9 protein-coding genes and 1 pseudogene are annotated in these 16,169 nt (G+C 27.8%); 9 read left to right on the top strand and 1 reads right to left on the bottom strand.

What is annotated here, in order from left to right:
* Positions 1-6 precede the first annotated feature (6 nt).
* Positions 7-2,073 carry a hypothetical protein gene (locus NT01CX_RS07595; protein WP_011722482.1) on the top strand — a complete coding sequence of 689 codons (2,067 nt, stop codon included), beginning with the start codon at positions 7-9 and terminating at the stop codon, positions 2,071-2,073.
* A 73-nt stretch (positions 2,074-2,146) separates the two neighbouring features.
* Here NT01CX_RS07595 and NT01CX_RS07590 read toward each other — a convergent pair whose 3' ends face one another.
* The gene (locus NT01CX_RS07590; RefSeq protein WP_039227003.1) at positions 2,147-3,037 is read right to left on the bottom strand and encodes an MBL fold metallo-hydrolase; all 891 of its coding nucleotides are present in this window, start codon (positions 3,035-3,037) and stop codon (positions 2,147-2,149) included.
* A gap of 475 nt (positions 3,038-3,512) precedes the next feature.
* On the opposite strand from NT01CX_RS07590, the gene NT01CX_RS07585 reads away from it, so the two are divergent.
* From NT01CX_RS07585 to NT01CX_RS07550, 8 genes and pseudogenes are all read left to right on the top strand, one after another.
* Positions 3,513-3,833: a hypothetical protein gene (locus tag NT01CX_RS07585; protein WP_011722480.1), complete on the top strand. Its 321-nt coding sequence runs from the start codon at positions 3,513-3,515 to the stop codon at positions 3,831-3,833.
* A 25-nt stretch (positions 3,834-3,858) separates the two neighbouring features.
* Positions 3,859-5,211, top strand: a complete 1,353-nt coding sequence (gene rlmD, locus NT01CX_RS07580) for a 23S rRNA (uracil(1939)-C(5))-methyltransferase RlmD (protein ID WP_011722479.1) — start codon at positions 3,859-3,861, stop codon at positions 5,209-5,211.
* Positions 5,212-5,565: 354 nt separating this feature from the next.
* Complete coding sequence (locus tag NT01CX_RS07575) at positions 5,566-7,539, top strand: DUF2075 domain-containing protein (RefSeq protein WP_011722478.1); 1,974 nt, start codon at positions 5,566-5,568, stop codon at positions 7,537-7,539.
* Positions 7,540-7,714: 175 nt separating this feature from the next.
* A complete protein-coding gene (locus NT01CX_RS07570) occupies positions 7,715-8,038 on the top strand; it encodes a hypothetical protein (protein WP_011722477.1) in 324 nt (107 codons plus the stop codon).
* A gap of 149 nt (positions 8,039-8,187) precedes the next feature.
* Positions 8,188-9,356 (top strand): annotated as a pseudogene (locus NT01CX_RS07565) (IS1182 family transposase).
* Between the two features lie 235 nt (positions 9,357-9,591).
* Positions 9,592-11,709 carry an N-6 DNA methylase gene (locus NT01CX_RS07560; RefSeq protein WP_011722475.1) on the top strand — a complete coding sequence of 706 codons (2,118 nt, stop codon included), beginning with the start codon at positions 9,592-9,594 and terminating at the stop codon, positions 11,707-11,709.
* A complete protein-coding gene (locus tag NT01CX_RS07555; protein WP_011722474.1) occupies positions 11,706-12,911 on the top strand; it encodes a restriction endonuclease subunit S in 1,206 nt (401 codons plus the stop codon). Before NT01CX_RS07560 ends, NT01CX_RS07555 begins: the two co-directional genes overlap by 4 nt.
* A complete protein-coding gene (locus tag NT01CX_RS07550) occupies positions 12,908-16,105 on the top strand; it encodes a type I restriction endonuclease subunit R (protein ID WP_011722473.1) in 3,198 nt (1,065 codons plus the stop codon). Before NT01CX_RS07555 ends, NT01CX_RS07550 begins: the two co-directional genes overlap by 4 nt.
* Positions 16,106-16,169 lie beyond the last annotated feature (64 nt).

The following is a 16,169-nucleotide window of genomic DNA, read 5'->3' as shown; positions in this document are numbered from 1 at the left end:
GAGTTAATGCAAAGAAGAAAAATATTTAAAAAATTTCTTAGTGCTTTTGTAGTGGGGCTATGCATAGTTCAAGTATTACAAATTAATACAGCTAAAGGATTGGATAAATCATCAAAATTAGATACATCCATAACAGTATTAACAGGAACAAAACCTTTTGATAAAAAGAAAAAAACTAAATTAAATGAATCTGCAACATTAGAAATGACAGTCTCAGCATTACCTAAATTTGATTTAATAAATATAGATGATGCAAATAATGGGAAAATAGAAGCTTTAGGACCTAATGGAGAAAGAGGAAGGCTTTTTATATACGGCATAGGAATTTGCACTAGCACTTCAAAAGGAAGTGAAGCATTAAAGGGAAAAATATCGTTTTGTGATGATTTAAGCCAATTTGGTATTAAAAATGCTACTTTATACACTTGGGGACGTAAAAATGAGGACAATATAAAGTCGTGTGGTATAAATGGTGATGATGCCAATACAATCATAAGTTCCTTTCCATATGGTTCTTTACAATTGGGCTTTGATTATGATAGGTCTGTTTTAGAATCTGGAGAAATTATTGCAAAACAAAAGTCTCCTGGAAAACCAATAAATATAACTATAAAAAATATGGATAGTAGTGCAAACCATTGTCCTACAAAAGATGTATTAGGAAATGTAATTAAAAAAGACGATAAGTATGTTTTTAGTGGATATATAGTTTTGTGGGTAGATGAAAATAGTATACTACTAGGAGAAAATAATATTATAAATAAATTTTATAAGTTTAATGCAAAAAGTATAACTAATGTGTTAAACAATAGCAATGGTAGCGAAAATTTAAACAATAACACTACAAGCTTTAAGTATATAAAAAGACAAAAGGAAGCACCAAGGTGTACTTTTGACGTATCATATATAGATTCTAAAGATAAAACAAAAAAGACAAACAGTATTAACCAATGGTTAAGTGAGGATAGTATTGTTACACCTGGTTTTATAGATTATTTTAAAAAAGATAAAAGTGACTTTAAAGCTGAACCCATAGTAAATGTTAAATCTACTATAAATGATCCTAAAATAGATGATTTAAATATTAATAATGACAATTTAATAAAGTCAATGTTTCCAAAGAATTTATCAGATAAACAATGTACAAGCAATGTAGAAATAGAGGCTGTAGATTGTAAAATAGAAAAAAATAAAGATATAAATTATGTATTAAGTTATTCTCAAAAATATAATAATGAGTATCAAAGTGTAGACATTATAGATGTATTACCTTTCAATGGAGATGAAAGGGGAAGTAAATACAGTGGAGAATGTTTCCTAAAGAGCATAAAAGCAAGTGATGAAGATGAAGTTTATATATCATATGATGATCCTAAAACCATAAACAAAAATTCAAAAGAATGTAATTTTAATTGGATACCCTATGAGGAAAGCATAATAAAAGGGGATAAGGTTACAGCTATAAAAGTACATTGTAAAGAGTTATCAACACAAGAAGTTGAAAAAAAAGTATTAGTAACATTAGGAACAAAAGATAACTTAAAAGAAGATGTATATGTAAATAATGTAGAGGGTGTATTAGGAGAAGTTAACAAAACAATGAAATCAGCTAATAGTTTTGTTAATGTATATAATAAAGAAAATTATGTTCTTAAAGAAAATAATCAAAAGTTAAATGGAAACAATAAAGAAAAGTTATCTTACGAAAACAAAGATAATAATAAAATTAACAAGTTAATACTAAAGAATTTAAAGAAAGACAATATAAGAAAACATAAAAATATAAAATCTAATTTAAACTTTGATGATAGTGTAAAGGAAAGAAAGAACCCAATAGACAATAATATAAGTAATGGTAATATAACTAAAAGTATGTGTGAAGATAAATATGAGGATAAATGTATCATTGAAAATTCTGTTAAGGTAGTCAAAGATAATATGATAGATAAAGAATATCAAAGTTTATTTACTAATTGCTGTGGAAAGTCCTATAATAATTTATTAGGAAGTATAGTAATGTTAATAGGTATTATTGGGTTAATCATATGCAAGAAAAGTAAAGGTAAAAATTAATGGTTTATAATATAAAAATAAATTAGATGATGTCATATAAAATGAGTTCATCTAATTTCTTTTTATTACGTTATTATTTTTTAAAATAATAAAGTTTTCCGTTTTCAATAGATAAATCTATAAGTCCAGTATTATATAAATGACTTACAAAAGCTGATGCGGAAGATAAATCTACAAAATAGTGTCTAAGTCCAACAGAAATATCATTCAATATAATTATATTTTCAAGAATGTCTTCTATAGTAGAAGGCTGATCTAAAATTTCAAGAATACCTTCAATATGCTTATTAGTATTTTCCATATTAGCATCTATAAGGGGAAGAATCTCTTCCTTTGTAAGAACTTCTTTACCATGTCCTAAAACAAAGTAATCTGCATCTATTTCCTTTATTTTATTTAAAGTATCCAAAGTATCTTGTATATTATATAAAAATGGGAAAGGATACTTCTTTAAAGTTTCATAACCAAATAGGGAATCTCCAAGAAAACAAACTTTTTCAGGAGTTATAATTCCTATATGTTCTTCAGCATGTCCTTTTAATGAAAGGATTTCAAATTTTTCATCATTTATCTTATTTATACCATAATCTAAAACTTGATCCACTATAAATGGTCTTTTATTGTCAAACAATCTTTTTATTGGAGTTGCTGAAAATAATATAGTAGGAAAAAGCTTAGGATTTTCTAAATATAACTTTTCCTTTTCAGAAGTATAGGTTAAAGTTCCGGGATATGTATCTTTAAAATAGTTATTCCCACCACAGTGATCTATATGACTATGTGTATTTATTATGTACTTTGGATGCAAATTATTTTCTTTTAGTATAGCATCAATTTTACGAGCTGCAGAGTTATCAAGACCACTATCTACTAAAATACAAAATTTATTTTTAAAAACATATACTCCAATAGTAGTAGGTCCATCTATAAAATATGTATTTCCTTTAATCTTGTTTAGTTCCAATGTTAGCACTTCCTTTATAAATAAAATACAAATAAAAATATATCACAATTAAAATTAAATAACAAATAACTTATTATATATATGTAAAAATTAATAAAAATATTCCATTTATATTGAAAAAAGTTTATTAAAATAATAAAAAAAATAAAAACAAAAAATTATTGATAAAAGATTGACATACTATCTGAAAAGTTGTATATTATGTGTAGTAAATATTTACATAGAAATTTATCTATGGCAGTTGACCTTGTGGCAATTGACATTAGAATTCGCAGCAGGCAGTTGACCTTGCGGCAATTGACCTGCTTTTAGTTAAAACTTGATTTGGTTATCCCGAGCCTTTGCTTGGGATTTTTTTGTTTATATAAATTAACATATTATTTATATTATAAAGAGGTAAATTACTTTACATGATGTGGATATTGGTGCATAATAAATTTTAAGCGTATAATTTTATGGTATAGGAGTGAAAGTAATGAGTGAAGAAAATAGTGTTAATACAAAAGAAGAGGTAACTGAAGTAAAAGATAAAGAAAACTATATCTCTAAAGTAAGTTTTAAAGACACATTTGTAGCAAATATAGTAGATATATTAGTAACACTTGGAATATCTATAGTAGTTTTATTTGTAATAGATGGAATTCTTAGAGTTACAGCAGGATATTACATAGTTGAAAAGATACAAATGACAGCAATTATTTATTTAATAGTATCATTATTATATACAAGTATTATGCAATCTAAAAGCTGTGACACAGCAGGTATGAAAGTTGCAAAATTAAAAATAAGTAAGTAAAGAGAATGAATATAGGAGTGAACGTATGAAAAAAAGAAAGGTATATGAGTTTGACATTGTAGACACAGAATTTCCAGGGTTTGGAGTTGCTTATAAGGATGATATGAAGGTTCTAATTAAAAATGCTCTTCCTGGACAAAAGGTAGAAGGATTTGTTAATAAAAAAACAAAAGAGTATGCTAAAGCTAAGTTAAATAAGGTTATTGAAGATGTAGATTACAAAATGGATCCTAAGTGTCCTATCTTTGATGTATGTGGTGGATGCAGTCATCAATTTCTTTCATATGAAAAGCAATTAGAAATAAAGAAAGAGCAAGTTTTAAAGTTATTCGAAAATGCTAATATAAGTGGATTTGAATTCTTAGGAATACAAGGAAGCCCGGAAGAATTTTATTATAGAAATAAAATGGAATTTACCTTTGGAGATATGGAAAAGGGTGGAGAACTTACTCTTGGAATGCATGCTCAAGGTAAAAGTTTTGGAATTATAAGTGCTGATGTATGTAAAATAGTAGACAGTGATTTTAATTTAATTTTAAAAACTGTACTTGAATATTTTAGAGCACAAGGACTTCCACATTATAGAATAATGAGCCATGAAGGGTACCTTAGAAACTTAGTTATAAGAAAAGGAAAAAACACTAAGGAAATAATGGTGAATTTAGTTACTACATCTCAAAAGGATTTTGATTTAACTGAGTTTACTGAAATGCTAAAGGGACTTAATTATGAAGGAGAATTAACTGGAATTCTTCACACAATAAATGATTCATTATCAGATGTAGTTCAAGCAGATAGCATGGAAGTTCTATTTGGAAGAGATTACATAATGGAAGAGGTTCTAGGATTAAAGTTTAAGATATCACCGTTTTCTTTCTTCCAAACAAACACTAAGGGAGCAGAGGCTTTATATAGCATAGTTAGAGGATTTATGGGAGATGCAAAATCAAAGGTTGTATTTGACCTTTACTGTGGTACAGGAACCATAGGACAAATTGCAGCTCATAATGCAGAAAAAGTTATAGGAATAGAACTTATAGAGGAAGCTGCAAAGGCGGCTAATGAGAATGCCAAACTAAATGGCCTTACAAACTGTGAATTCTTAGCAGGTGACGTAGCTAAGGTTATTAAAGACATCAAAGTAAAACCAGACATAATAATCTTAGATCCACCAAGACCAGGCGTTCACCCAGATGCACTAAAATACGTTACAAAATTCAACGCAAAAGACATAATCTACGTTTCATGTAATCCAAAGACTTTAGTTGAGGATTTAAAATTCCTTATAAAAGAAGGTTACAAAGCAGAGAAGGTTAAGGTTAAGGACATGTTCCCACACACGCCACATGTGGAAACTGTAGTGCGTCTAACTAAGTAATATCAAGGGTTAAGACTTTTAAAATGATATTAAAAACAGTGAATTTCCATCCTTTTGCCATCCTAAAATCATAGAGGATGGAAGGAAATTATTTTACAGATATAACAGACTCAAATAAGTCAACATTAGTTTGAGTTAACTTGTTTGTAATAAAACAATAAACCTTTGCTTTTTATAAAAAAGAATTCATTGAATTAAAATAAAGAGTTGATTTTACAGCTCACAGGCTTTGTCTGTGAGCTTTTTTCATATATGTATATAACATAGTTTGTGATAGAATAGATTAGATATTTTATAATAAATGTATAATCTATAAAAGTAGAATAGAAGGCTAGCGGTAAAGGGGTGTGAGTTTTGAAAAGAGCATATTATTTAAGCAGCGTAAGTGAATTTATAGAAAAAAATAATTTTACCATATTTGGTGAAATAACAAGCAATGATCAGTTTGCTGCTGATGATTTACAAAAAAACACATGGAAAAAAGAAATTGAAATATTAAAAAGAGAATTAACTAAATGTAAAGATGGACATTTATTATTTGAATATACCATACCACGAATAGGAAATAGAATTGACAATGTACTTCTTTATAATGGTATTGTTTTTCTATTAGAATTTAAAGTTGGTGAATCAACATATCCGAATTATGCTATTGAACAAGTTACGGATTATGCACTAGATTTGAGTTGTTTTCATAAAGAAAGTCATAATAAGCTTTTGGTACCAATTTTGATTTCTACATGTGCTGAAGAAAAACATCAAACAATAAAATTAATGAAAGATAACATTTTAGAGACTTATTGTTGTAATGAATTTAATATTGGAAAATATATTTCGGAAGTTTGTTCTCTTTATCGAAGAACCAACTTTAATCCTGAGAGTTGGATAAACTCATTATACATGCCTACTCCAACCATTATTGAAGCAGCTCAAGCCCTATATATGGGTCATAATGTGGAGGATATTTCAAGAAATGATGCAAGTGCAAAAAATCTTAATAAGACAACTAAAGCTATAAATGATATTATTGATTATAGCAAAGCAAACAATAAGAAGTCTATTTGTTTTATTACTGGAGTTCCCGGTGCAGGCAAAACGTTGGCGGGACTTAATATTGCTATTGAACGCCAAAAAGTGGATGAAAATGAACATGCTGTATTTCTTTCTGGAAATGGACCATTAGTTGATGTTTTGCAAGAAGCCTTAGCTCGGGATGATGTAAAAAGAAATAATATAAGAAAAAGTGAAGCTATACGAAAATCAAGGGAGTTTATACAGATTATCCATCATTTTCGTGATGATGCTATATCAGTTGATACTCCGCCTATTGAAAGGGTTGCTATTTTTGATGAAGCGCAAAGAGCTTGGGACGAACCTAATCTAACTAATTTTATGAAAAAGAAAAAAGGCGTATTAGATTTTAATATGTCAGAACCAGAATTCTTAATTAGTATATTAAATCGTCACAATGGCTGGTCTACCATAGTTTGTTTAATAGGTGGAGGACAAGAAATTAACAAGGGTGAATCACAAGGAATTTCTGGTTGGTTTCAATCGCTAAGAAATAATTATCCTGATTGGGATGTGTATATATCTAATAAAATTATAGATGATGAATATTCTAAGGGAAATACTTTTGATGAATTAGTTAAAGGTATCAATTATAAAATTGTAGATGATTTACATTTATCTATATCATTACGTTCATTTAGAAGTGAAAATGTAGCTGAATTTGTTAAGGCTATTTTAGATGTTAATAAGGATAAGTCAAAAGAATTATATAAAAATTTTAATAAAGACTATCCAATTTGTATTACAAGAGATTTAGAAGTTGCTAAAAAATGGGTGAAAAATAAAGCTAAAGGTTCACAGCGCTATGGAATGACTGCAAGTTCTGGTGCTAAAAGACTTCGTAAATATGGAGTGTGGGTACAAAATAAGATTGACGCACCTAATTGGTTTCTTAATAGTAAGGATGATGTAAGGTCATCTTATTTCTTAGAAGAAACAGCTACAGAATTTGATATTCAGGGACTAGAGCTTGATTGGACAATTGTTTGTTGGGATGCAAACTTGAGATTTTGCAGTGATCACTTTGAATTTTATAATTTTAACGGTACTAAGTGGCAAAATATCAATAAGAAAGATAATATTCTTTATTTGAAGAATGCGTATAGGGTGCTTTTAACTCGTGCACGACAAGGATTTATTATTTTTATTCCAACAGGTGATGAAAATGATATTACTATGAGTCCTGAATTTTATAATGGCATTTATAATTATTTGAAAGATATTGGTATAGAAGAAAAGAATATTCATAATATTTAAAGATGTTGACGTAGACATTATTAATTAAAATCTTTAAAATATAATAATAAAGTTTACTTAAGAACATTATAATAAAGAAACAATTGATGAAATCAATAGTTTAAAAAGAAAATTAACAGAAATAGAAGAGGCATTAAAACCAAGTAAACAAATCATAAAACGTAGGCTAGATAGTTTGAAACCAATATCAGACGAACTGTCAGATATAAAGTCAGATATGGTTTTAAGTATGGAAGAAGAAATGTTTAATGTTATTGAAAAGAATTTGTTAGATGGGATGGCATTAGAAAAGGTTAAAGATATTAAAAATATAAGATATATTATTTTTAATGATGAAGAAGTTGGCGGAATAGAAGTATTAGAAAATTGTAGACCAGATATTAAAATAAGAGTTAGGGTGTACAAAAATGTTGATGAATTTATAATAAAAGATCCCTTTAAAATGTATAGTATAATTTCATTTATAAATACTAAATTTAATTACAAACAAGAATATTAAAATTAAAAAGTATTATAATTACTTAAACTGTTGATAGATTTATCAACAGTTTTTTGCATTTATTACAAAAATAGTTTTTGGTATTTATGTAGGATATATATTTTAGACCAATAAATTTTTTAGCCCGTTAGGGCTCCTACGGAGGAAAAATGTTTAATAATAATGAAATAAAACAAAATCAATTAGAGCTAGTTTATATAGAAAATTTAGTACCTGAAAATCACATACTTAGAAAAATAGATAAATACATAGATTTTTCATTTATAAGAGATTTATATTGTGCTGATAATGGTAGACCATCAGTGGATCCAGTTGTATTATTTAAAATGCTTTTTATAGGATACCTATTCGGTATACGTTCAGAGCGTCAGCTTGTAAAAGAAATCCAGGTAAACGTAGCTTACAGATGGTTTTTGGGATATGGACTTACTGATAAAATACCAAGTCATTCCACTATAAGCCAGAATAGAACAAAAAGATTTAGTAATACAAATATACATCAAGAAATATTCGATAATATTGTATTTCAAGCTATTAATAGAAACTTGGTTGATGGCAAAATTCTATATACTGATTCTACTCATTTAAAAACTAACGCTAATAAACATAAATTTATTAAAAAAGAAATAACTAGATCTACAAAGGAATACTTTAATAAATTAGAGGATGACATTAATAAAGATAGAATTAATCATAATAAAAAACCTCTAAAAAAAGACTAGAATAGCTGAAACTAAGGAAATAAAAGTAAGTACAACCGATCCAAACGGTGGATACATCGTTAGAGATGGAAAACCTAAAGGCTTCTTTTATTTAGATCATAGAACTGTTGACGGAAAGTATAATATTATAACAGATGTTCATGTTACTCCTGGAAATATAAACGATGTAGATCCTTATGTTAAAAGAATAAACTCAAATAGAAAAGTTTAATTTTAATACAAAATATTTAGTAGCACATGCCGCATATTCTACCAATCCTATTTGTAAACAAATTTCAGATAAAAATTATCAAGGTGTTTTTGGGTTCCGTTTAGGACCCCATGTTAAAGGTAAAAGTATTTACAAACAACGTAAAGAAAAGATTGAGCGTAGCTTTGCTGATTCAAAAAAATTACATGGGATACGTTATTGTCGCATGCGAGGAATTAAAAATGTTTCTGAACAATGCTTTCTTACAGCAGCAGTTCAGAATATGAAAAAGATAGCCATGGTGCTATCGAACTATTTTTTGTGTATGTTAATTCAAATTTATTCCAAATTAACATGCATAATAAATATTTTTCGAATGCTATCGCATAAGAGAATTTTGGCGTAAACAAAAGCCCCCAATTGTTGGGGGCTTTTTGAACAATCTGCACTAGTTAAACTAGTGGATTTTTATTAATGTGAAAATTAGTATGTTTAGTAGTGCAGGGGGAGGAAACAGTCATTTTGTAAACATTATGGAAAATACAAAAAAATAGGGTTATAATATAATTGCATTTGTATAGGCTGATGAAATTATTTTAGTTTAGTATAAATATTAGTTAATGCGAAAGAGGAGATATTTAATGGAAGATATCAAGAAAATAGAAAGAGATTTATGGGATGCAGCAGATCAACTAAGGGCAAATTCAAAGCTAACAGCAGCAGAGTATAGTATGCCAGTATTAGGACTTATATTTTTAAGATATGCTTATAATAGGTTTTTAATGGTTAAGGAAGAAATAGAAGAAAACTTACCATCTAGAAATGGTAAAAAAAGACCTATAACTAAAGAGGACTTTGAAAGTAAAAGTGCTATTTTCCTTCCTGAAATAGCTAGGTATGATTATTTAGTATCTTTAACAGAAGATGCTGATATAGGTAAATCTATTAATAATGCAATGAAAGCTATAGAAAAGGAATATGAAAAATTAAAAGGTTCCTTACCTACTAATTATACGATATTTGACAATGAATTACTTAGAGAATTATTAAGAAAGTTTAATAGTGATGAATTAAGAAATGCTAAGGGCGATGTATTTGGAAGAATATACGAGTATTTTTTAAATAAATTTGCTATGACTGGAGCACAAGAAGGGGGAGAATTCTTTACTCCTATATCTTTAGTTCAAATGATAGTTAATGTTATAGAGCCAGAGCAAGGAATCGTATTAGATCCGGCTTGTGGTAGTGCAGGTATGTTTGTTCAAACAGGACATTTTATTCAAAGTCATGGTGCTAGTGCAAACGATAAAGTAACATTTTATGGTCAAGAAAAAGCAGAACTTAATACTAAGCTTGCAAGAATGAATATGGCAGTTCATGGATTAGAAGGTAAGATATTAGAAGGTAATACTTTTTATGAAGATAAACACGAACTTTTAGGTAAATGTAATTATGTTATGGCTAATCCACCATTTAATGTAGATGGTGTTGATAGTGAAAAAATAAAAACAGACCCTAGACTGCCATTTGGATTACCAGGAGTGAATAAAAAATCTAAGGCAGTTAGTAATGCAAACTATTTATGGATTCAATATTTCTATTCTTATTTAAATGAAAAAGGAAGAGCGGGTTTCGTAATGGCAAGTTCTGCTACTGATGCAGGTCATGGAGAAAAGGATGTAAGAGAAAGACTTATAAAAACTAATGATGTAGATGTGATTATATCAATAGGTAATAACTTTTTTTACACTAGAAGTTTACCTTGTACTTTATGGTTTTTTGATAAAAACAAGTCAGAAGATAAGAAAGATAAAGTACTAATGATAGATGCTAGAAATATATTTAGAAAAGTTAATAGAACAATAAATGATTTTTCAGAGGAACAACTTAAAAATATAACGTCAATAGTATGGTTATATAGAGGACAAAATGAAAGATATCTTAAATTAGTAGCTGAATATATTAATGATTATTCAAGTAAGGCTAATTTTATAAATAAAAAAGCAATATTATTTGAAGATAAGCTACATGAATTAATTGATCAACTTGAAAGATTTAATTCATTTAAATTAGTAGCTGATGAAAATAAAGAAATTAGAGAAGAATATTATACTTCACTAAAAGAATTGCAAAAGGATATTGATAATTATTTTGTTGAAAAAGAAACTTTAAATAGAGAAATAGAAGATTATCAAAATTGGGTTAAAGATAACACTATAGAAGATTTTAGTGAAATAGATAAAGCGAATTCTATCCAAATTGAGCAATATAGCAAATTTGAAGAAATCTCAAATAAAATCAAATTGAAAATAAAAGCTATAGATCACTTATATAAAGAAGCTAATAATCTTATTGATAAAGCAGAAAAAGAGTTAGAAGCTAAGAAGAGTGATGAATGGGATACAAAAAAAGTAAAAGAAGATAGGAAAAAGATTGATGAAGCTAAAAAAGACTTTGTTGAATCTCTAAAAGAAATAAATTATCTATATTCTCAAGTGAAATGGCTTCAAAGTAAATTTAAAGATGCAAAACTAGAAGACATAGAAGGATTATGTAAATTAGTTGATAAAGAAGAAATAGAAAAGAATGATTGGAGTTTAACACCAGGAAGATATGTAGGCGTTGCACAACATATTGATGAAGACTTTGATTTTGAAGCAAGACTTAAAGAAATACAAATAGAGCTAGATGGATTAAATGAGGAAGCTTTTGAATTGGCTAAGGTGATAAAATGCAACTTTGAGGAGTTGGGAATATGATTAAATTAGGCGAAATTTCTGAAATAAAGGGTGGAAAAAGGTTACCCAAAGGTTGCGATTTTGTAGAACAAGAAACTAAATATAAATATATAAGAGCACGAGATATTGGAGAGGGAAAAATAAAATGTGATGAGTTACAATATATTGATGAGAAAACATATGAAACTATTAAAAATTATACAGTGAGCACAAATGATGTATGTATAACAATAGTTGGTGCAAATATAGGTGATATTGGAATTGTCTCAGAAGAATTAGATGGGGCTAATCTTACAGAAAATGCAGTGAAAATTACTAAACTTAAAAACTATGATTCGAGTTTTTTACTCTATTATCTATCTATGGATAAATCAAAGCAAGAAATGCAAACACTAGCAGCAGGTGCAGCACAGCCTAAGTTAGGAATATATAAGATTAAAGAGATTCTTGTACCTAAAGTGGATATAAATATTCAAAAAAAAGTAGTTAATATAATTTCCAAATATGATTATTTAATAGAAAATAACCTTAAAAGAATAAAATTATTAGAAGAAAGTGCAGAGCTAATTTATAAAGAATGGTTTGTTAATTTTAGATTTCCTGGGTATGAAAAGTGTGAATTTGTGGATGGAGTACCTAAAGGATGGAGTAAAGTGCATTTGAGTGAAATCGTGTCAACACAATATGGTTTTACAGAAAGTGCATTGAATGAAGATACAGGTGTTAAGTATTTAAGAGGTAAAGATATAAATAAAACTAGCTATATTAATTGGTCTAGTGTACCATGGTGTAAAATTGAAGACAATCAAAAAGATAAATATGCATTAAAAAAGCATGATATTCTTGTAATAAGAATGGCTGATCCTGGTAAAGTTGGCATTGTGGAAGAAGATATAGAAGCTGTTTTTGCGTCATATTTAATAAGGATAAATATAAATAATGATAATATAAAGCCATATTACTTATTTTATTTTCTTAATTCTGATTTTTATCAACAATTTATATCACAATCTAGTACTGGGGCAACTAGAAAAAGTGCTAATGCAAAATTAATTACAGATGTAGATATATTAATGCCAGAAAAAAAAGTAATTGAACAATTTGAAACAAAAATTACTGATTTAAGAGTGTTACTAAATAATTTATTACAGCAAAATCAAAAATTAAAAGAAGCCAGAGATATTTTAATACCAAAGTTAATTATGGGGGAGATTGAAGTATGAGTAAGGAGTATTCAGAAGACGGGTTAGTACAAAAGACAACAATAGATTATTTCAAATATAATTTAGATTGGAATACAGCTTATGCGTATAATACTGAAACACTTGGGGAAAATGGTACATTTGGAAGAAAAATAGAAAAAGAAATAGTGCTGGTTAAATATTTAAAGCCAGCACTTAAGAAACTTAATCCTAATTTACCAGAAGAAGCGTATGATAGAGCTATTGAAAAAATAGTTGAAAATAATATATCTAAATCTCTTATAGATATTAACAAAGAAAAATATAAAATGTTTAAAGAGGGTGTAAAAGTAGAGTTTAAAGATAGAGAAGGACATAGAAAAGAAGAAAAATTAAAAATCTTTAACTTTCAAGAACCTTCTAAAAATCATTTTTTGGCTATAAGAGAATTATGGATACAAGGGGATCTTTATAGAAGAAGAGCAGATATTGTTGGTTTTGTGAATGGAATACCTTTATTATTTATTGAATTAAAAAATGTTCATAAGGAAGTAGAAGATGCATATAGAGATAACCTTACTGATTATAAGGATACAATACCAGAAATATTTAATTTCAATGCATTTGTAATATTAAGTAATGGTAGTAAAGGAAAAGCTGGAGCTGTTACAAGTAAATATGAATATTTTAATGAGTGGAAGAGACTTAAAGAGGAAGAAGAGGGCTCTGTTGAGTTTGAAACAATGCTTAAAGGAATGTGTTCAAAAGATAATTTTATGGACATATTTGAAAATTTTATATTGTTTGATGATAGCTCAGGAAAATTAGTTAAAATTATTGCTAGAAATCATCAATTTTTAGGAGTCAATAAGGCAGTTGAGTCTTTTAAGAAATCTAAAAAAACTAAAAGTAATAAACTTGGTGTGTTTTGGCATACTCAAGGAAGTGGAAAATCTTATTCTATAGTTTTCTTCTGTCAAAAGATACTAAGAAAATTAAATGGTAATCAATCATTTTTAATAGTTACTGATAGGACAGAATTAGATGAACAGATATACAAAACTTTTGTAGGTGTTGAAGCAGTTAAAGCTAATTATGATGTATGGGCATCTAGCGGAGAGCATTTAAAAACACTACTTAAACAAAATAATAGATATATCTTTACACTTATTCATAAATTTAATGAAAAGGTAAAAGAACCATTTCCTAATAGTGATGAGGTAATAGTTATATCAGATGAAGCACATAGAACACAGTATGGATTACTTGCAACAAATATGAGACATGCCTTGCCAGAGGCTAAATTTTTAGGCTTTACAGGAACACCTCTTCTAAGTGGAGATACAACTACTAAAGAAGAGTTTGGTGATTATGTATCCATATATGATTTTGATAGGGCAGTAAAAGACGGAGCCACAGTACCTCTTTATTATGAAAGTAGAGGAGAAAAGCTAGGAATTGTAGACCATAATTTAAATTCCAAGATTCAAGATAAGATTGAAGATTTTGATTTAAGTGATGATCAAGAAGAAAAGTTGAGAAGAGCATTAGGTAAGCAATACCATGTAATAACAAGTAATGAAAGATTAGATAAAATAGCAAGGGATATAGTAAATCACTATTCAACAATGTGGGAAAGTGGCAAAGCTATGCTTGTATGTATAGATAAGGTTACTTGTGTTAAAATGTATAATCTCATAGATAAATACTGGAAGGAAAAAATAAAATTAGAAGAATCTCAATTAAAGAATTGTATTGATGAACAAGATGGAGTAGAGAAAACAAAGCATTTAAATTGGCTTAAGGAAACAGAATATGCAGTAGTGGTAAGTGAAGAACAAAATGAAGTTAAAACTTTTGAAAAGTGGGGTTTAGATATAAAACCGCATAGAGAAAAGATAAAAAAGGGAATAAAGAGAAATAATGAAGATAAATATACAGAATTAGCAACTGATTTTAAAGACTCAGAAAGTCCATTTAGATTAGCAATAGTTTGTGCTATGTGGCTTACAGGATTTGATGTAAAATGTTTATCTATTTTATATCTAGATAAAGTATTGAAACAGCACACGTTAATGCAGACAATAGCAAGAGCAAATCGTGTATATGAAGGTAAAAATAATGGACTTATTGTAGATTATATAGGTGTCCTTAAAAATTTAAGACAAGCTTTAGCAGATTACGGAAGTGCAACTGGAATAAACAATGGAGAAAATACTTCAACTGGAAATCCAGCAAAGACAGATGAGGAACTAATTAACGAATTAGCTTATGTTATTGAGCAAACAAAAGAGCACTTAAAATCATTGAATTATAATTTAGATGAACTTGTTGTTTGTGAGAGTGGATTTAACAAAATAAAACTTATAAATGATGCACAAGAAGTTATTTACTCAAGTAAAGAATTTAAAAATAAATTTGAAATATTGGCTAGAGAGGTAATAGCTAAATATAAAGCTTGCTTATATCATGAAGATATAGATAAATATACTCCGTATAAAAATGCAATTGATATAATATATAAAAAGATACAGGAAAAGAAAAAAGTTAGTGATATTACAGAGGTAATAAAAGAATTGCATACCGTAGTTGATGATGCTATCAGTACACAAGAAATAAAAGAAGATTCAGTAAATGAATATAAAGTATTTGATATAAGTAATATTGATTTTGATAAATTAAAAGAAGAATTTAAAAAGAATCCAAGAAAAAATACTACAGTCCATGATATGCAAGAAAAGATAGAAATGAGATTGTCAAAAATGCTAAAACAAAACTCTACAAGAATGGATTATTATGAAAGATATCAAAGGATAATAGAAGAATATAATAATGAAAAAGATAGGTTAACTATAGAAAAGACATTTGAGGACTTGCTTAAGTTTGTTAATGATTTAAGCAAAGAAGAAAAAAGAGCAGCTAGAGAAGGGTTAACAGAAGAATATTTAGCAGTTTTTGATTTATTAGAAAAACCCAATTTATTATCTAGAGAAAGGGAAAAATTAAAGAAAATAAGTAAGGAACTTATTGAAGAACTTAAATTAACAATTTCTAATATAGATAATTGGAGAGAAAAGACTCAAAGTAAATCAATAGTAAAACAACATATATATAATTTTCTTTATCAATATTTACCAGAATCTTATGAAGAGTATGAAATAGAGGAAAAGAAAGAGGTAGTGTACAAACATTTCCTTTATAATTATAAAGATACACAATGTAACACATATGTGTAAGGAAAATTTTAGGATAATTATAAATTATAATAAGTATTCAATAAAGCACCAGTTTTAGTAGCTG

Origin of the sequence: Clostridium novyi NT (genome assembly GCF_000014125.1) — a bacterium.
GTDB lineage: Bacteria > Bacillota > Clostridia > Clostridiales > Clostridiaceae > Clostridium_H > Clostridium_H novyi.
Note: the sequence above shows the minus strand (reverse complement) of the source record. Positions and strands in the feature narration are given on the sequence as shown.

Coding starts and splice junctions, on each gene's coding strand:
- NT01CX_RS07595 (WP_011722482.1), top strand. CDS start 7: ATGCAAAGAAGAAAAATATTTAAAAAATTTCTTAGTGCTTTTGTAGTG.
- NT01CX_RS07585 (WP_011722480.1), top strand. CDS start 3,513: ATGAGTGAAGAAAATAGTGTTAATACAAAAGAAGAGGTAACTGAAGTA.
- rlmD (WP_011722479.1), top strand. CDS start 3,859: ATGAAAAAAAGAAAGGTATATGAGTTTGACATTGTAGACACAGAATTT.
- NT01CX_RS07560 (WP_011722475.1), top strand. CDS start 9,592: ATGGAAGATATCAAGAAAATAGAAAGAGATTTATGGGATGCAGCAGAT.
- NT01CX_RS07555 (WP_011722474.1), top strand. CDS start 11,706: ATGATTAAATTAGGCGAAATTTCTGAAATAAAGGGTGGAAAAAGGTTA.
- NT01CX_RS07550 (WP_011722473.1), top strand. CDS start 12,908: ATGAGTAAGGAGTATTCAGAAGACGGGTTAGTACAAAAGACAACAATA.